The sequence below is a fragment of the Dictyoglomus sp. LHC4 genome (genome assembly GCF_055181355.1).
Map to the genome: position 1 here is coordinate 1893035 of NZ_CM143707.1, position 19164 is coordinate 1912198.

The window sequence follows — 19164 nt, forward strand, 5'->3', positions numbered from 1 at the left end:
AGTAATACTTAAGAGGAGAAGAAGAAAGGCAAGAGAAAAAAGGAAAAAAGAAAGAATAAAGCTACTTTTAAAAGAGCTTAAAAAAGCCTAATTGATATTTTTTTATTTTTCTTATTTTAAAAAAGGACCCTCATAGGTGACAAAATGCATATAAGCGATAAAATCGAAATATTAGCAGAATCATCAAAGTTCGATCTATGTGGGTCCTTTTTATGTTCTCAAGAAGCTATAAAAAGAAAGCCATCCTTAAGTGGTTGGATCTATCCCACAGTCCTTCCTGATGGAAAGACAGTAAGACTTTTAAAAATTTTACTCTCAAATGACTGTATCCACAACTGTTATTATTGTGCTAACAGAGCTAATAGACCATTTCAAAGAGTAACTCTTACAGCAGATGAGCTTGTTAGATTATTCTTAGAACTTCATAGAAAGTGTTTAGTAGATGGATTATTTCTAAGTTCTGCAATAACTAAATCACCTAAATATACTATGGAACAAATGCTGAAATCGGTAGAAATACTCAGAGAAGTTCACAATTTTAAAGGATATATTCATTTAAAAATACTCCCAGAATCTTCTTTAGATTATATAGAGACCGCTATAAAATACGCAGATCGAATTTCTATAAATTTGGAAGCCCCATCAGAAAAATATTTAAAAGAGATTGCGCCTGAAAAGAATTTTAATTTTCTTCTTCAAAAATTAGAAACTTTAAAAGAATTATATAAAAAGGGGTTAAGGACAAAAGCAGGTATAACAACTCAATTTGTAGTTGGTGCATCACAAGAAAGGGATAAAGAAATTCTTAACCTTACCTTCAGTCTCTATAAAAATTATCATTTATCAAGAGCCTATTTTAGCGCCTTTCAGCCTATTCCCCTTACTCCTTTATCTGATCTTCCACCTACTTCTACTTGGAGAGAAGTAAGGCTATATGAGGCTGATTTTCTAATAAGAAAATACGGTTTTGATATAGAAGAACTTGTGTTTAATGAGAATGGAAATTTACCTACGGATGAAGATCCTAAAACAGTATGGGCTAAAAACCATCCTGAATTTTTCCCTGTAGAGATAAACTCTGCACCATATGATAAACTCATAAGAATTCCTGGAATAGGTCCAGCCTTTGCTTCAAGAATAATCAAAGCAAGAAGAGAAAAAAAGATAAAAGATTTAAAAGAATTAAAGAAAATAGGAGTTCCAATAGAAAAGTGCAAAAATTTCATTCTTATAAATGGAAAAAGCCCTTCCTCTTCTAAAAATCAACTTACTCTTTTATGAGGAAGGGCTTTTAACTTGCTAATCTTCTAATCCATTTCGCTCAATTATCCTTTTATAAAAATAGGCACTCTCTTTTAATATTCTTTCCTGATTTTCATAATTAACATATATAATCCCAAACCTCTTGCTAAATCCATGCCCCCATTCAAAATTATCCATTAAAGACCATACAAAATATCCCCTTAAATCTACACCATCTCTTATAGCAAAATAAGCCCTCTTAATATGTTCTCTCAAATAATTAACTCTCTTAATGTCATTAACTTTACCACTTTGCAAGATATCATCAAAGGCTGCACCATTTTCAGTAATATAAATTGGAATTTTATAACTGCTATATAACTGAACTAAAATATCATAAAGCCCATCAGGATATATTTCCCAGTTCATAGCAGTAACTTCACCATCACCTTGCACTCTACTTATTCCTGTATAAGGATCTTCAGAATTTGCTTTTACAATACTCCTGGTATAGTAATTAATTCCAATAAAATCTATAGGCTGAGATATAATATCAAAATCTCTTTCTTCAAATTTAAAAACCCAAGGTGTTTTCTCTAAAACCTTCCAAGCACTTTCAGGATAATACTTTTTGAAAATAGGATCTAAAAACCATCTATTTGAAAAAGCATCATGCCTTTCTACAGCTATTAAATTCTCCTCTGTATCTTTCTCAGGGTATACAGGAGCAACATTAATAGTTATACCAATGCTTCCTTTATATCCTTCTTCTTTATAAATCTGGACAGCATAACCATGAGCTAAAAGAAAGTTATGGCTTGCAATAAATGCCCCTTTCATATCTCTTTTCCCTGGAGCATGTACACCCCAACCATAACCCAAGAATGCATTTACCCAAGGCTCATTTAATGTAATCCATAAATCAACCCTATCTCCAAATTTATAGAACAGAAAAGAAGCATATTCAGAAAAATATTTTGCAACATCTCTATTTAACCAACCACCAATATCCTCAAGAGCTTGAGGTAAATCCCAATGATATAAAGTTATTGCAGGTTTTATTCCTTTCTCAAGAAGTCTATCAATAAGCTTATCATAAAAGGCTAAACCCTTTGGATTCACCTTCCCTTTTCCTTCTGGAAAAATTCTTGGCCACGAAATGGAGAATCTATAAGCCTTAAGCCCAATATAACTCATTAAATCCACATCTTTCTCCCACAAATGATAATGATCACAAGCCACATCTCCATTCTGATCTTGATAAATAGTACCTGGAGTATGAGAAAACCTATCCCAAGTACTTTCTCCTTTTCCATCCTCATTCCAAGCTCCCTCTATCTGATAAGACGCTGTTGCAGCTCCCCATAAAAACCCTTTAGGAAATAACAGTTCTTGCATCTCTTATCCTCCTTCTTTAAAATTCTATACTATATATAACCCTTGATATATTACTAAAGCAAAAAGTTTTTGGAAAGAGGGTAATAATTAAAAAAATATATTATAGTACTTGATTTTCCAAAAAGTTTTTTATATAATTTTTTACAACGATAACTTATTCGCTCCTCGGTAGCTCAACGGTAGAGCGGCCGGCTGTTAACCGGCGGGTTGCAGGTTCGAATCCTGCCCGAGGAGCCAATTTTTTCATTATTATCCTCATAAATCAAATCTAATTTATTATTTATTTCAACTATTAAAACCCCATTTTTATGTTACTATTTTCACTGATATTTATTGACTTAATAGAACACCTAAGTTAACATAAATAGAAAAAAAGGAGGTCTTAAATTATGGGTAAAGTCCAAATTATTGGAGAAAAGATTCCAAATTTACCCTGGGAAGAACGCCCAAAAGGTTGTAATGATGTGGTATGGAGATATTCTAAGAATCCCATCATCAAAAGGAACCATATTAAAAGAGCAAACAGTATATTTAACAGTGCAGTAGTTACATTTAATGGAAAATTTGCAGGAGTTTTTAGAGTTGACGACAAAGCAAGATCAATGAACTTGCACGCTGGATTTAGTGATGACGGAATTAATTGGACTATTGAAGAGGAACCTATTAACTTCATACAAGAAGCTAAGGATCCATTAGTAAGTGAATACAAATATGATCCAAGAGTTACTTATATTGAAGATCGATATTATATTACATGGTGTAATGGTTATCATGGACCAACCATAGGAGTAGGATATACCTTTGATTTTAAGGAATTTTATCAATTAGAAAATGCCTTCTTACCTTACAATAGAAATGGAGTACTTTTCCCAAGAAAAATAAATGGCAAATACGCCATGCTAAGCAGACCTTCTGATAGAGGTCATACACCTTTTGGAGATATATTCTATAGCGAGAGTCCAGACATGATCCATTGGGGTTGTCATAGATTTGTTATGTCAGCAGGACTTACTGGGTGGCAATCCCTTAAAATAGGAGCAGGTCCCACTCCTATAGAAACTAGTGAGGGTTGGCTCTTAATCTATCATGGAGTATTACTTTCTTGTAATGGTTATGTATACAGCTTTAGTGCTGCCCTTTTAGATTTAGAAAAACCATGGAAAGTAAAATATAGAGCTCGTTCTTATCTGCTTTCCCCTCAAGAATATTATGAATGTGTAGGAGATGTACCTAATGTAGCATTTCCTTGTGCATCCTTATGTGATGCTGAGACAGGCAGGCTTGCCATCTATTATGGCGGTGCGGATACAGTAGTTGCTCTTGCCTTTGCATATGTGGATGAGATAATTGATTTTCTAAAAGAAGATGGAATAAAATATGAATAAAAATAAAAAGAGGGAGAGTAATTCCTCTCCCTCTTTATAAAAAATGGAAAAATTTATATATTTGGTTCCTTTTGATAATATAGATAAAGATATTTTAGACTTCCTTTCAGTAAATCTTCCTAAGATTATTCCTTTTCCTGTAAAAACATACTTTAGCTTACCTATACCAAGCAATACTTATAATCCTGAAAGAAATCAATATCTCTCTTTACCTTTACTTGACATACTTAACAAATTAAAGATACCCGATAGTTTTAAGGTCCTCGGAATTACAAATGTGGATTTATATACCCATGGACTTAATTTTATATTTGGACAAGCAAAACTTAAAGGAAAAGAAGCCTTAGTAAGTATAGCACGATTAGATAATAGTTTCTACGGACTACCTAAAAATCAAGAAATCTTATATATCCGTACCTTAAAAGAATCGATCCATGAACTTGGACACACTCTAGGTCTTCCCCATTGTCCAAACCCAGAGTGTGTCATGTGTTTTTCTAATTCTATATCAGATACTGATAGAAAAAGCTATAATTTCTGTCCTATTTGTAAATTAAGCCTTTCTTACCTTTTTTAAATTCAAGCCTTTAATTTCTAAATTTTCTTCTATTTCTTTAAGAGTATAGGGAGCTCTAAAAATTACCTCATATTTATCTTTGGGATAAATAGTAAAATAATTATCTTCCCATTCCGCATTTGGAAGTTCCAATGCTACAAATAAAGCAATAAAATCACTTTCTAACAATACTCTATATATTTCTTCGTCAAGCTCCTCTACAGTATAAATAACTTCTGCCTTAGGAAGTTCTAAATGTTTAAATGGAACAAAGAAATATTCGTTCTGATCAACTAAATTACCCTTTTCATCAAAAAGTTGTACATAGAAAAATTCTCCATATTTATCTACTTCCTCCAAAGAAACTGATATAGCATTTAGAGATGTATTAGGAGAAAGTTCAAGGGCGATTTCCTTCTTACCTCTTCTTTTTCCCTTAAAAGTACTAAATGCATATTCTATTTTACCCTCAAAATGTTGCAAGGTATCATTAACTACAAAGATTAAAAGTTTGCCGTCTCTTGGTTCTATATTTACTTTCAGATTCTTAAAAGACCTTTTTACAAAATAGTAAGAAGGTTTCAAGTTTTTATAATAATCGATTATGCTCCAACTCACTACTGGCCAACAATCGTTAAGTTGCCATATCAGTGTTCCTGCAGTATGGAACTTATTATTTCTCCAGTGTTCTATTCCTGTTTTTAATGCTAATCCTTGTATGATTTGAGAAAGATATATGTAATCATCCATATCAGATGTAATTTTAAAATAACTAGAAATATACCTTATAATTCTTTCTGTACCCTCATAAGCCTTGTTATGAAATTCCATTTCCCTACTTTGAGGATGATATTCTTTCTCAGAAGTAATAAACTTTCTAATAGTCTCTGAAACAGGAGGAGCCTGCATTCCAAACTCACTTACAAATCTGGAATTATCTTTAAGATACTCTTTAAAGTCTTTCCATCCATGCCATATATCCCAGTTATGCCTATCTCCCGCCTCCTCACTATTTGGATACCTTCCACCGTAAGGACTACTTGGCCAATATGGTCTTGTTAAATCAAGTCTTGCACATACATCTGGCAAAACTTTACTATATATCTCCTCTCCCCAGAACTTATCTCTTTCACCCCACCATTTTGCTACATAGCCCCAATTATTCTCATTATTACCACACCATAAAACAATAGAAGGATGATTTCTTAATCTCTTAACAACAAATTCTGCTTCCTTTTGTACTTCTTCTAAAAATTTCTCATCATCTGGATATTCCGCACATGCAAACATAAAATCTTGCCAAACCATTATGCCAAGTTCATCACACAAATCGTAAAATATATCATTTTCATATATTCCACCACCCCAAACTCTAAGCATATTAGCTCCCATTTCTTTAGCTTTTGTAAGAAGAAATCTATAATCTTCTTCTCTTAATCTTGAAAGAAAACTATCCGCTGGTATCCAATTTGCCCCCTTAGCAAATATGGGTACATCATTTACTTTGAAAATAAAAGATTCACCTTTTTCGTCTTCTTTTGTATATAGCTCTATTTTCCTTATTCCAAAGGTTTCCTCTATTTTATCTAAAACCTCACCTTTTTCATCCAAAAGAATCAGTTGTATTTTATACAAGTTCTGTTCACCATATCCTTGCGGATACCAAAGTTTAGGATCTTTTATAGTTAATGGTATCTTTAAAAATACTCTTCCTTCTGGGAGAGTAAATCTCAATCTTTGTTCCAAAACAGGCTTTTTATGTGAGATCCTAAACGCCACATCCACACTCATAGTTTGTTGAAGCTCTATATCAAGCTCCAGATTTATATGAGCAGGATTACCTAAATTCCTTAAAGGAACCCATACATCTAAAATTCTCGCTTTATCCCAACCCTTTATTTTTACTGATTTCCACAAACCTGAAGTAGCAAGTCTTGGCCCCCAGTCCCATCCAAAGGAATATTGAGCCTTTCTACCAAAAACTCGGGGAGAAAAATCTCCCCCATGAAGTTTATATGGATAATTATCTGCTCTTTCTTTAAGCGTTTTTGTAGGTGACAAAAGCTTCACTTCAAGAACGTTTTCTCCCTCTACTAATATATTTTTTACATCAAAACACCAAGGAATAAACATATTATCTGTTTCTCCTATTTTCTTCCCATTGAGATAAACTTCAGAAAAGGTATCAATTCCTTCAAATTCCAACTCTATAGCAGAATGTTTTAAGAAATTCTTATCTATATTAAATTTTTTCCTATATATCCAATCTTCTTCCTCAACCCATTGAACCTTTAGTTCATTTTCCCCCATAAAAGGATCTGGTATTAAATTATTATCCATTAAATCTAAGTGAACACAACCTGGTACTTTAGCTTTAAGCCATTTTCTCTCTTTTGTATTTCTAAACTCCCATTCACCATCTAATTTAATGACATCCATAACCAAAAATCCTCCCCTAAGGTATAAAAATTTTGTTTAGTATAACTTATTAACTTGTAAAAATCAAAACCTCCTTAGGGAAGTATTAGGATAATAAATTCATTTAATATTTATATTACCCATTGAACATCTTATAATAATTTCTGATTTCTCACCACTCCCATATATATATGTATCACCTTTCACAATCATATCTGGTCTTCTTTCGATAGATGGTTCACCCATTGTAACTTTTACTACTAATTTTCCATCAAAATCATCAGGAAGTACTATGGACATATCTCCAGTATTACAAGTTAATTCTCCTTGAGAGGGAGCTTTAGCAAAGACAATATCTAAATCTCCCATATTTACTTCAGCCTTAAATTTCTCACTCTCTATATATAAGTCGCCATCACCCATTTTTATGATAATCTCACTTTCCTTCGCAACTAATTTTCCCTTTATATCCCCTGCGGAAACTTTCATCTTAACCGTGTTTAATTTTGGTAAATTCAAATTAAAATCTCCTACAGAAAATTTAATCAAATTATCTTCTAAAATGAATACACCTTCTCCCTTTATCCTTATCTTTTCTTCTTGCCAAACATCTACATCTAAATTACCTGCTGTAATCTCTAAAAATAATGGTTTATCCTCTGACCATTTATATTCCTCATCTACATGCTTTATTCCCTTCATACTATTTACTATAACGCCCGGTATGATGGAAAAAGCAGAAGTTAAAGCATCGGTTACAATCTCTCCTACATTAACAAACCCAAATTTATCCTTTCTCTTTGATTCTTTCCTTTCCTCAAGAGCCTCAATAAGTTTCTCAGCTTCATCAGCTTTTATTTTTCCTTCTTCTAAAAGTTTTAAAATTCTTTTTAATTCATCATCCATATTTTATATACCTCCATTTCCTAAAACTGATTTTTAATAATTGTAAAATATGATTTTATATTTTTCAACATCTAGATCTATAAATTTATATTTTTTATTTTATTATTGCTATAAGTAAAATATTTTATACATAACTAACATGTGTTAAGACTTAACAAAAATTCGTTATCTCCTAATATTCATTTAATTTTACCTATTTGAAGTTGTATGATTTTTGTTATATTATTAAGAAGAATTTAAAACAAAAAAGGGAGGTATGAGAGATTGAATACAGCCATATTTGACCGTTTAAAAAAAGAAGAGGTTATCGCCTACTTCTCTATGGAAATAGCTTTAACCTCTGATATACCAACATATAGTGGAGGCTTAGGTGTTCTAGCAGGTGATACAGTAAGAACAGCTGCTGATTTAAACATTCCATTTATTGGGGTTACTCAGATAAGTAGAAAAGGATATTTTAAACAAGTAATAGAAAAAGATAGTACTCAAATAGAACAACCAGCTACCTGGGATCCAGAAAAATATATGTCTCTTCTTCCAATTAAAACCTTTGTTGAAATTGAAGGTAGAAAAGTATATATTCAACCTTGGGTATACTATTGGAAGTCTATTCACGGACATGTTGTACCTGTCATATTCTTAGATACTAATCTACCAGAAAATTCAGAAGAAGATAAAACTATTACTGATGTCCTTTATGGTGGCGATCTATTCTATCGTCTAAAGCAAGAAATAGTATTGGGAATAGGTGGAGCAAGAGTATTAAAAGAGTTAGGACTTAGAATTAGAAAATATCATTTAAATGAAGGACATTCTGCTCTTCTCACCTTAGAACTTTTAAAAGATGAATTAAATAATGGTAAATCCTTAGAAGAAGTTGTAGAAAATGTTAAGGAGAAATGTGTTTTTACAACCCATACTCCTGTAGAGGCTGGACATGATAAATTTACATATGATCTTGTTTCAAAAATTTTGGGAAATTATATCTCTATAGATTTAATTAAAAAATTCGCAGGAGAAAATGTTCTTAATATGACTCTTCTTGCTTTAAATCTTTCTGGATATGTAAACGGTGTTGCAAAAAGACATCAAGAAATATCTCTTTCCATGTTCCCTGGCCATAGAATATATGCCATAACTAATGGAGTTCATTCCTTTACTTGGACATCTACACCATTTCGAGAACTTTTTGACAAATATATTCCAGGATGGGCAACTGAACCCGAACTTCTTACAAGAGCCCAATTTATTCCAAATGAGGAAATTTGGCTTGCCCATCAACGAGCTAAAAGGGAACTTATAGATTATATATATGCCCAAACAAGAGTAAAATTTGAAGAAAATGTGTTAACAATAGGTTTTGCAAGAAGAGCTACAGCATATAAAAGACCCCATCTTTTATTTTCTGACATTAATAGACTTAAAAAGGTAAAAAGAAAAGGACCTATTCAGATTGTTTATGCTGGTAAAGCTCATCCCAAAGATATAGAAGGTAAAAAACTAATTAAAGAAATATATGAATACATCAAAGAATTAGAAAAAGATATCAAAATTGTATATTTACAAGACTATAATATGGATATGGCTAAAAAAATTGTAGCAGGTGTAGATGTATGGTTAAACACCCCACAACGACCATTAGAAGCTTCAGGTACCAGTGGTATGAAGGCTGCTCATAATGGTGTAATTAACTTTAGTGTACTGGATGGTTGGTGGATAGAAGGCCATGTAGAAGGATATACTGGTTGGTCCATTGGTCCCTCACCATTGGAGGAAAAAAGCTTAGAAAATCATGTTCAAGAAGAAATTGATGATTTATATAATAAGCCTGAATATATAATTTTACCAACCTATTATCATCATTGCGATGATTGGATTAAAACCATGAAAAACTCTATCTCTAATTTAGCTTCATACTTCAATACGCATAGGATGATGAAGAGATATATTACAGAAGCATATTTTAAAAATAGATAAATAAAGAGGGGAGCTTTTATATTAAAGGCTCCCCTCTTTCTTATTAAACACCTGACAAAGAACCTGATAGCAAGCCTCGCATAAAATATCTACCAAGAAATATATATACTAAAAGAGGGGGCAAAGCTGTTATTAAAGCACCTGCCATCTGAATATTCCATTGTACAAAATAACTTCCTGCAAGATTATTCAAAGCTACTGTAATAGGCTGAACAGAAGGATTAGGGGCAACTACAAGTCCAAATAAGAAATCATTCCATATGGAAGTAAATTGCCATATCATAACCACAGCAAATGCAGGCATTGAAATAGGAAGAGCAATTCTCCTATAAATACCAATAAAATCAGCTCCGTCTATTTTAGCAGCTTCTATTAGTTCGGAAGGAATAGTAAAGTAATAGTTTCTAAAAATTAGGGTAGTTATTGGAATACCATATACTATATGCACAAATATAAGACCTGGAATAGTACTATAAAGTTTTATCTTCTGTAATACCTCCACTAAAGGTATAAGAATACTTTGATAAGGTATGAACATACCAAATAAAAGCATAGGGAAAATTATATCTGCTCCTTTAAATCTCCATTTTGTAAGTACATAACCATTCATAGAACCCAAGAAGGCAGAAAGAATAGTGGCAGGAATAACCAAATAAACACTATTCATAAAATTCTGTGCAAGCCCCCTAAGTCCTCTCTTTGGATCTCCTTTCCATGCCTGTATAAAACTTTCAAAACTAATAGTTTTGGGTAGTCTCCACATGGTCTTAAGATCAACTTCTGCAAAACTTTTCAGACTCGTAACTACAAGCACATATACCGGTGTCAAGTAAAAGATTGCAAAAAGTATCAGGAAAAAATATATTAATAATCTTCCTAATCTCATTATCTTTTAACCTCCGATTTGAGGCTATATCTTAGATAAGGAATAATCAAAACCCCTACCATTAAAAGAAGAATTATTGCTATACTTGCCCCTTGCGCAAAATGATTTCCTCTAAAGGTTGTATCATACATGAATAAGGCAGGAACATCACAAGAAAAACCTGCTCCAGAACCTGTCATCGCAACAACCAAATCAAAAATCTTTAAAGATATATGGCCTAAAACTATTATGGCACCCAAGGTTATTGGCCTTAAAAGAGGTAAAACTATATAACGATAAACTTGCCACATGTTAGCTCCATCTACCTGAGCTGCCTCAAATAATTCATTTGGAATTCCTCTTATTCCAGCTAAATACATAGCCATTACATATCCTGACATTTGCCATACTGCAGCAATAACTACAGCCTTTATTCCTATTTTGGGATCTGTATACCAGCCACTTTTTAAGAAAGAAAGCCCAACTTTATCCAAGATTTGGTTTAGCCCAATAGGATTATTTATAGTACCAGGATTTAATATCCATCTCCAAACAACACCTGTTACTACAAGAGATATAGCCATGGGGAAAAGATAAATATTTCTAAATATGTTTTCTCCCTTTATCTTTTGATCTAAAAAGATGGCAAGGAAAAAACCTAAAATTAAAGATGATATGAGAAATAGAGCTGTAAAAACCAGTGTATTTTTCATAGATATTTGAAAACGAAAATTCTGAAAAAGTTCTATATAATTTTTCAATCCAATGATATTAAAATTTGGAAATATATCATTCCAATCAGTAAGAGAAATAAATCCAGTCCAAAAAATAAAAAAATACACAAAAATAGCTATCAATATGATTGATGGAAGAATAAAAAGAAAAGAATACAATTTATCCTTTTGCAATCTCTTCACCACCCTTAAAAGTTATCAGGGGGAGAGTTTTACTCTTCCCCCTTAAAAATTCTCTTATTGTTTTACTCCATTTTTAATAGCCACATTAACAAGAGCCTTCTGAGTAGTCTTTACATCTGGCCTTACCACAAAGAGGGAAATCACATCCTTAAATTCTGTTACCCATCCTTCAGAGGCGGCTGCTCCATGCATTACACTTGGAACTATCTTATGCTTTAACCAATCATCCATACAAGATCTCTGATAAGCTGAGAATTTAGATTTGTCAACATCTGTCCTTGCTGGAATTGATCCTTTCTTAAGGTTAAAAGCTTCTTGCCCTTCTTTTGATCCAAGAACTTTCAAGAAGGCTATAACATTATTTCTATTTTTAGCTCCTTTTGGAAGTCCAAAACTATCAGATAAAGCATCAAAAACTCCAGCATTACCAGGAGCAAGAACCCATCCAAAATCTTCAAATCCCTTAGCATAGAAATAACCGACAGCCCAATCTCCCATTATAGTCATAGCTGCAGAACCATCTATAATTAATGCACAAGCCTCATCCCATGTTCTTGCTGAGTGGTCAGAATTTACATAACTTAACATCTTCTTGAAAGTTTCCAAAGCATCAGTCACCTTAGGATCGGACCACTTTGTTTTTCCGTTCCATAATCCCTTATATCCCTCAGCACCAAGTTTTCCAATCAATACAGTCTCAAATACATGAGCAGCTTCCCATCCATCTTTTGTTCCAAGGGCAAAAGGTGTAATTCCTTTAGCCTTCAATGCTTCTGCTACTTTAAAGAACTCATCAAAAGTCTTAGGTGGAGTAAAATTACTCTCTGCAAAAATCTTTTTATTATACCATAGTACATTGGCCCTATGAATATTTACTGGTACAGACCAATACTGTCCATTGTAAGACACAATATCAAGTATACCTTTTGGCATTACCTTCTCCCAACCTTCTTGCTTATAAAGGAAGGTTATAGGCTCCATAAACCCTGTTTTTACCCATGTATCTATTAACTCATGCCCTGCATGTACTTGGAATGTATCTGGTGGATCTCCACCCAACATTCTTGTCTTAAGAACTGCTTTTGCGTTTGCACCAGCCCCTCCAGCCACTGTAGCATTAATAACTTCTACTCCAGGATATTTTTTCTGAAAAATTTCAATTAAAGCCTGAAGTCCCTCAGCTTCTCCTCCTGCAGTCCACCAACTAAAAATCTCTAACTTACCTTTTGATTGAGCAATGGATGTAAACGTTAATAGTACAAAAAAGATTAACAAAAGACTTAAAATTTTACGATACATAATAAAACCTCCCCCCAAATAGAATTTTTGAATCTAAGGATAAAGGATATTAGGATAGACACTTCCTTTTTTTTGTGGGGTTTAAATATACATTATCTTACACAGTTGAAAGTACAGGCCCTTCAAAAATATCCCAGAAAGCCCAAATACCAGCCCCAATAAGCTCTGCAGGATATTCAAGGAATGAAGTAAGTTCTATCTTAACTTTGCCAGCATCTTCAGTTATACTTTTTCGCCTTACTATATCAACAAGTTTCTGTCTTATATTTTCCCAAATCTCCCTTGTATCGCTTTTTATAAGTGGACCACCAAGGATAATTACATCAGGATTAAGACCATTTATTATATTTATTATTCCAATACTTATATCCTCAATATAAGAATCTAAAGCTTTCTCATCTTGAATTTCAGCAAATTCTTTTTCAAGATCAAATCCAGCCTTTTTCGCATTATCACCCCCCAAAGATGCATATCTTTCCCAACATCCCAAATTTCCACATTTACACTTTATTCCATCTCTACTTACTGTCATATGCCCAAATTCACCTGCTGTATTTGCCTTCCCACGATAGAGTTTCCCCTCTAATATTAGTCCTGTTCCCACACCTTCTCCTATAAATATGTACACAATATTTGTATCTGAGAATTCTATTCTTTCTCCCAACATTCCTTCCGCAACCACTGCCATATTTGCCTCATTATCCATTTTTACAGGAATATCCACAGAAAATTCCCTTCTGAATCTTTCTGTTATCATATCCCCAAGGGGTAAATTCCTCCAATTAATATTAGGAGCTACTACTACATTCTTAAAAGTATTATCTACTATTCCAGGAATTCCTATACCCATTGCGTGAGTCTTGCCAAGACCATCAGGGAACAGTTCCTTTGTATATTGAACTACTTTATCTATAAACTCATTAGGATTTTTGGGCGTTACAAAACTTTTTATAGACCTTATTTTCATAGAGAAATCAACCCTTGCAATAGTAGAATGAGTAACACCTACTTTTATAGCTATAACATTCCGATAATCAGGATTTAATCCTAACATTATAGCCCTTCTACCAATCCTCTTGGTTACATAAGGTTGAATCTCTACAATCATTCCTTCAGAAATAAGACTGTTTATAAGCCTTGTAATTGTACTTTTACTAAGACTAAACCTTCTGGCAAGTTCAGTACGAGAGATATTTCTACATCTCAAAAAAGCATTTAAAACTATAGTTTTATTAACTTCCCTTTGTTGATTCGCTCTACCGCCTCTTCCTGTCCTTATAAATACCATAAATACTAATTTCCTTTCTATTAGTTCCTCATTGAAAATAATTCTACTATAATTTAACAACAATCTGTTTAATTTGTCAATAATATCTTCATTAATGTTAAAATAGAATATGAAAAATCTGAATAAAAATGGAGGTCTTTGAAAAATGTTTAATTGGCTTAAAAAACTTTTCTCTTCCACAACCCCCCTATCTCAAAGTTTCATTGTATTAGTAAAATGTAAAAGATGTGGAGAAATCATAGATGTAAGAATAAGACCCAAGGAAGAAGCAAATCCTGAATTTGGAGAAATGGATCAGATTATAAAATATGATCTCTACAAAGATGTATTAGGGACAAAATGTCCCAACTTAATGAGACTACATATTGAGTTTTCAACAAACTGGAGTATACTTTCAAAAGAAATTGAAAATGGAGAAATTTTAGAAATAAAAAATTCATAATAGGAGGTTATCAAAATGCAATATAGAAAATTAGGTAGAGCAGGAATAAAGTTAAGCGTAGTTGGACTTGGAGCATGGCTTACCTTTGGAGAGAAGGTAGATTATGAACGTACAAGGGAATGTATATATACAGCAATAGATAATGGTGTAAATTTTATAGATCTTGCAGATGTATACGCAAGAGGAGAAGCAGAAAGGGTAGTCGGTAAAATATTAAAGGACTTTAGAAGACAAGATCTTGTTATCTCCAGTAAAGTATACTGGCCTATGAGTGACAATATTAATGATCGGGGACTATCAAGGAAGCACATTATGGAATCCATAGATGGATCTCTAAAAAGACTTGGAGTAGACTATTTAGACCTATATTTCTGTCATCGATTTGACCCCGAAACTCCCATCGATGAAGTTGTAAGAGCTATGGATGATCTTGTTCATCAAGGTAAAATATTATATTGGGGAACCAGTGTATGGACAGCTGCCCAAATTGAAAGTGCAGTAGGTACTGCCATTAAATACAATGCTTACTTACCTCAAGTAGAACAACCTCGCTACAATATGCTGGATAGACACATAGAGCCAGAAATCATACCCACATGTGCAAAACACGGAATAGGTATTACAGTATTTTCTCCTCTTGCCCAAGGAATATTAACTGGAAAATATAATAATGGAATCCCTGCAGGAAGCAGAGCAGAATGGAGCGATTGGCTTAGGAATGAACTAAATGAAGAAAATATAGAAAAAGTTAGAAAATTAACAAAATTAGCCCAAGAAATAGGAATAACTATGTCCCAGCTTGCTTTAGCTTGGATATTAAGAAGATCTGAAATAACTTCCGCTATAGTAGGTGCCACAAGACCCGAACAACTTAAAGAAACATTGAAAGCAGGTGACATTACTTTATCTCTTGATGTTTTAGATGAAATAGAAAAGATTCTTAGTAATGCACCTAAATAAAAAATGAATTTAAAAGTAAGCTTTGATCTACTAACATTAAAAGTTTTTTATGAGGAAACAAAAGATATAATAATCGATTCCATAATTGAAAAAATATATCAGATAGGAAGCACTGATATATTTTGGGAAATTTATTCTCCTCATAATGGAAAATATAATTTAGTTCTCTCTGTTCATCCCCAATTATACAGAATACAGTTAACAAGAAAAAATTTCCCATATCCATCAAAACCCCCCTCCTTTTCTATGTTTTTAAGAAAACATTTGGAGGGGGGAAGAATCTTAGATTATTCCCTAATACCCCAAGAAAGAATTATAGAATTTAAGATTAAAACCTTTCCTGAAGAAAGTAAAAAAGTAATATTAGAACTTATGGGAAAATATAGTAATCTCATACTGGTAAATGAGAATAATATAATAATAGATGCCATAAAACATGTTCCAAGTGAGATAAACAGATTTCGAGAAGTCATACCTGGAGCAAGCTATATTTATCCCCCTAAAAGCATAAAGATATCTATCTCAGAATTAACGGAAAACAAACTTGAGAGTCTTCTAAATAAGGACATCCCAATAAGAGATCTCATACTAAAAGAAATATCCCATATGAATCCTCATGTAGTAAATGAAATTATAGAAGATATAGGAAATAAGATAGCAAATACACTTACTCTAACAGAGAAAAATATATTAAAACAAAGACTTTTAAATATCAAAGAAAAAATATTAAGAAGAGAATTCAAACCTACCGCCTATCTAATAAATGGTGAACCTATTACTTTCTCCCTTTTTTCCCTCAAAGAGTATGAAGATTTAGAGAAAAAAGAGTTTGATAAAGTCTATAAATTGGTAGACTATATATATTCTTATGCCTTTGAAAAAGCATTATTCACTCAGAAAAAAAACAGATTGTTGGAAATTATAAAAACAAATATAGAAAAGATTGAGGAAAAAATAAAAGAGTTAGATTCTCAAATAAAAGAAGGCGAAGAGGCAGAAACCTTTAAAATAAAAGGAGAAATTCTTATTCTTAACCAAAGCTCAATAAGAAAGGGATTTGAAAAAGTAACCTTTCTTAATCCCTATAATCCTAATGAATATATAGAAATAGAATTAGATCCAAGTCTATCTGCTATTGAAAACGCCCAAAAATATTTTAAAAAATATAAAAAACTTAAAAGAGGAATCTCTATTTTGAAAGATTATAAAAGTAAATTAGAGGAAGAATTGTTTTATCTAAATACTCTGGAATTTTCTATTGAAAATGCAAATTCCCTCTCAGAACTAATGGAAATAGAAGAGGAACTTGAAAAGGAAGGATATATAAAAGAAAATAAAGATAAAAGCCAAAAGAAAGTCAAAAAATCGGAACCCTACAAATTTATAAGTTCCGATGGTTTTGAAATTTATGTCGGTAAGAACAATAAACAAAATGATTATATAACTTTTAATTTAGCAAAGCCTGAAGATATATGGTTACATGCCAGAGGAATTCCAGGTGCTCATGTGATAATCAAGACTCAAGATAAGGAAGTTCCAGATTGCACTTTATATGAAGCAGGAGCTTTAGCTGCCTACTTTAGTAAGGGAAGAAATTCCACCTATGTACCTGTTGATTATACTTTCAGAAGATATGTGCAAAAACCTAAAGGAGCTAAGCCAGGTTTTGTAATATATAAAAATGAAAAAACCATTTTTGCCAAACCTGAAGAAGCCTTAATATTTTTGTCTCAAGAGTTTAAGGACTCTTTCAAAGTCAGAGGGTAAAGGGACAGAAAAACTCATTCTTTCATACGTTCGCGGGTGTATGAAAGAAATCTCCTTCGCATGAAGAAGCTGACCTCTCACACCAAATCTCTTATCAATCCTACCATAAATCTCATCACCTACAATTGGAAAGCCCAAATGGGATAAATGTAATCTAACTTGATGAGTTCTTCCTGTCTCTAAACTTGCAGATATCAAAGTATATCCCTTAAACCTTTCTAAAACCTTAAAATTAGTAATAGATATCTTACCGTTATACACTATAGCCATTTTCTTTCTGTAAACTGGATGCCTTGCCATTGGAAGCTCTACCCTTTTTTCATCCCAAGGAATCTCCCCCTCACATAAAGCCCAATATACCCTTTTTAGTGTTCTATTTTTTAATTGCTCAGATAATTTTTGATGAGAAAAATCATTCTTAGCCACCACTAAAAGTCCTGTCGTATCTTTATCTAATCTATGCACTATTCCAGGTCTTAGTTCTCCTCCTATTCCTGAAAGATCTCTTACTTTATACAAAAGAGCATTTACAAGCGTATCTTGATAATGACCATGGGCAGGATGCACAACCATTCCTCGTGGCTTATTTATAACCAAAAGATCATTATCCTCATAAATTATCTGAATGGGTATATCCTTAGGTATAATTTCAGTATTTTCAGGATGAGGAATTACCACATTAATAATATCTCCAAGCTTAACCTTATAACTGCTTTTAACTATAACTCCATTAACCTTTACATAACCTTTATCTATAAGATCTTGAATCTGAGAACGGGAAAGATGAACTTTTTTAACTAAATACTTATCTATTCTATCAATTTCATCCTTATTTTCTACTATTACTTGATACTCTTCCATCCCTGATTAATATATTTTTTCTCTAAGCTTAGAGATATCTCTTATAAGAATATGATTTTTCTTAATATCTATTATACCCTCATCTTCAAAAGATTTAAGCACCCTAATTGCTGTTTCTCGAGAAATACCCACAATATTTCCAAGTTCTTGTCTTGTAAAATCCAAATCAATAAGTATTCCATTCTTTATAGGATGACCTCTCTCCATTGCTATATCAATTATCACTCTGGCTATTCTACCTGGAGCATCAAGAAACATTAGAGTTTCAATCTGCCTATTAGCCTTTCTCAATCTTAAAGAGAGAGTTCTCAATATCTTAAGGGCTATTTGAGGATGATTATAAAGTAGATTTAAGAAATCTTCTCGATTTATTATCATTACTGTTGTATCTTCTAAGGCCACTACAGTAGCAGACCTTGGCTCACCATCAAGAAGAGACATCTCTCCAAAAAACTCAGTGGGATAAAGAATAGAAAGAATTCCTTCTTTACCTTCCTCTGTCTCCAAAATAACTTTTATCTTTCCAGAACATATCAAAAAGAAGAAATTACCCGTTTCGTCCTTTTGGAAGATGACAGTGTCCTTTTTAAAATCTTTTTTCTTAGCTATCTCTAATAGCTTATTTAATTCTTCTTCAGAAAAATCTGAAAATATAGGGACTCTTTTAAGAAATTCCTTCAAATCCATAATTCAATTATATAATAATAAAGGATTAAAAACCACATTGTTTTTAATTCTTACCCTTTAAATTGCCATCTTTCAGATTAAGGTAAAAACTAATTTTTAGATATTAAAAGAAAATTTTTTTCAATTTGTATATTAAGGGTATATTTGCTAAAATTACATTTGTATCTTAAAAAGAATTACAAGGAGAAACTCTCTC

General features: G+C 32.5%; 16 protein-coding genes and 1 tRNA gene. 8 read left to right on the forward strand and 9 right to left on the reverse strand.

What is annotated here, in order from left to right; genetic code table 11:
- Positions 1 to 144: 144 nt before the first annotated feature.
- Entirely contained in the window at positions 145 to 1281 is a 1137-nt protein-coding gene (locus tag ACY3JO_RS09550) for a putative DNA modification/repair radical SAM protein (RefSeq protein WP_463084761.1), read from the forward strand.
- Positions 1282 to 1299: 18 nt separating this feature from the next.
- Here the strand turns inward: ACY3JO_RS09550 and ACY3JO_RS09555 are convergent, their stop codons facing one another.
- A complete protein-coding gene (locus ACY3JO_RS09555; protein WP_463084762.1) occupies positions 1300 to 2640 on the reverse strand; it encodes a GH1 family beta-glucosidase in 1341 nt (446 codons plus the stop codon).
- A gap of 162 nt (positions 2641 to 2802) precedes the next feature.
- On the opposite strand from ACY3JO_RS09555, the gene ACY3JO_RS09560 reads away from it, so the two are divergent.
- The 3 genes from ACY3JO_RS09560 (at position 2803) to ACY3JO_RS09570 (ending at position 4602) form a co-directional block, all read left to right on the forward strand.
- Positions 2803 to 2877 (forward strand) — tRNA-Asn (locus ACY3JO_RS09560).
- 152 nt (positions 2878 to 3029) lie between these two features.
- Positions 3030 to 4025 (forward strand): glycoside hydrolase family 130 protein, encoded by a 996-nt coding sequence (locus ACY3JO_RS09565; protein WP_463084763.1) that lies wholly within the window; start codon positions 3030 to 3032, stop codon positions 4023 to 4025.
- A 61-nt stretch (positions 4026 to 4086) separates the two neighbouring features.
- Positions 4087 to 4602, forward strand: a complete 516-nt coding sequence (locus ACY3JO_RS09570; protein ID WP_463084764.1) for an archaemetzincin family Zn-dependent metalloprotease — start codon at positions 4087 to 4089, stop codon at positions 4600 to 4602.
- Here ACY3JO_RS09570 and ACY3JO_RS09575 read toward each other — a convergent pair.
- Both ACY3JO_RS09575 and ACY3JO_RS09580 read right to left on the reverse strand, forming a co-directional pair.
- Positions 4579 to 7020 (reverse strand): beta-mannosidase, encoded by a 2442-nt coding sequence (locus ACY3JO_RS09575; RefSeq protein WP_463084765.1) that lies wholly within the window; start codon positions 7018 to 7020, stop codon positions 4579 to 4581. The genes ACY3JO_RS09570 and ACY3JO_RS09575 overlap by 24 nt on opposite strands.
- A 99-nt stretch (positions 7021 to 7119) precedes the next feature.
- Complete coding sequence (locus ACY3JO_RS09580; RefSeq protein WP_463084766.1) at positions 7120 to 7905, reverse strand: SHOCT-like domain-containing protein; 786 nt, start codon at positions 7903 to 7905, stop codon at positions 7120 to 7122.
- 264 nt (positions 7906 to 8169) lie between these two features.
- Here ACY3JO_RS09580 and glgP point away from each other — a divergent pair, with 264 nt between their 5' ends.
- Positions 8170 to 9882: an alpha-glucan family phosphorylase gene (gene glgP, locus ACY3JO_RS09585; protein WP_463084767.1), complete on the forward strand. Its 1713-nt coding sequence runs from the start codon at positions 8170 to 8172 to the stop codon at positions 9880 to 9882.
- Between the two features lie 43 nt (positions 9883 to 9925).
- On the opposite strand, the gene ACY3JO_RS09590 is transcribed toward glgP, so the two are convergent.
- The 4 genes from ACY3JO_RS09590 to ACY3JO_RS09605 all read right to left on the reverse strand — a co-directional run bounded on the left by ACY3JO_RS09590 (position 9926) and on the right by ACY3JO_RS09605 (position 14431).
- On the reverse strand, positions 9926 to 10768 hold the full coding sequence (locus tag ACY3JO_RS09590; protein WP_463084768.1) for a carbohydrate ABC transporter permease: 843 nt from the start codon (positions 10766 to 10768) through the stop codon (positions 9926 to 9928).
- The gene (locus tag ACY3JO_RS09595) at positions 10768 to 11655 is read right to left on the reverse strand and encodes a carbohydrate ABC transporter permease (protein ID WP_463084769.1); all 888 of its coding nucleotides are present in this window, start codon (positions 11653 to 11655) and stop codon (positions 10768 to 10770) included. Before ACY3JO_RS09595 ends, ACY3JO_RS09590 begins: the two co-directional genes overlap by 1 nt.
- Positions 11656 to 11718: 63 nt before the next feature.
- Positions 11719 to 12963, reverse strand: a complete 1245-nt coding sequence (locus ACY3JO_RS09600; protein WP_463084770.1) for an ABC transporter substrate-binding protein — start codon at positions 12961 to 12963, stop codon at positions 11719 to 11721.
- Between the two features lie 97 nt (positions 12964 to 13060).
- A complete protein-coding gene (locus ACY3JO_RS09605) occupies positions 13061 to 14431 on the reverse strand; it encodes an ROK family transcriptional regulator (protein ID WP_463084771.1) in 1371 nt (456 codons plus the stop codon).
- On the opposite strand from ACY3JO_RS09605, the gene ACY3JO_RS09610 reads away from it, so the two are divergent.
- From ACY3JO_RS09610 to ACY3JO_RS09620, 3 genes are read left to right on the forward strand one after another with little or no spacing between them, the layout of a single operon-like run.
- The gene (locus ACY3JO_RS09610; RefSeq protein ID WP_463084772.1) at positions 14397 to 14693 is read left to right on the forward strand and encodes a hypothetical protein; all 297 of its coding nucleotides are present in this window, start codon (positions 14397 to 14399) and stop codon (positions 14691 to 14693) included. The genes ACY3JO_RS09605 and ACY3JO_RS09610 overlap by 35 nt on opposite strands.
- A 15-nt stretch (positions 14694 to 14708) precedes the next feature.
- Positions 14709 to 15653 (forward strand): aldo/keto reductase family protein, encoded by a 945-nt coding sequence (locus tag ACY3JO_RS09615; protein WP_463084773.1) that lies wholly within the window; start codon positions 14709 to 14711, stop codon positions 15651 to 15653.
- A gap of 3 nt (positions 15654 to 15656) precedes the next feature.
- Positions 15657 to 17420, forward strand: a complete 1764-nt coding sequence (locus ACY3JO_RS09620) for an Rqc2 family fibronectin-binding protein (protein ID WP_463084774.1) — start codon at positions 15657 to 15659, stop codon at positions 17418 to 17420.
- Here ACY3JO_RS09620 and ACY3JO_RS09625 read toward each other — a convergent pair.
- A complete protein-coding gene (locus tag ACY3JO_RS09625; RefSeq protein WP_463084775.1) occupies positions 17370 to 18281 on the reverse strand; it encodes an RluA family pseudouridine synthase in 912 nt (303 codons plus the stop codon). The two genes, ACY3JO_RS09620 and ACY3JO_RS09625, sit on opposite strands and share 51 nt — an antisense overlap.
- A gap of 6 nt (positions 18282 to 18287) precedes the next feature.
- Positions 18288 to 18968, reverse strand: coding sequence for a Crp/Fnr family transcriptional regulator (locus tag ACY3JO_RS09630; protein ID WP_463084776.1), 681 nt, complete (start codon positions 18966 to 18968; stop codon positions 18288 to 18290).
- Between the last annotated feature and the right edge of the window lie 196 nt (positions 18969 to 19164).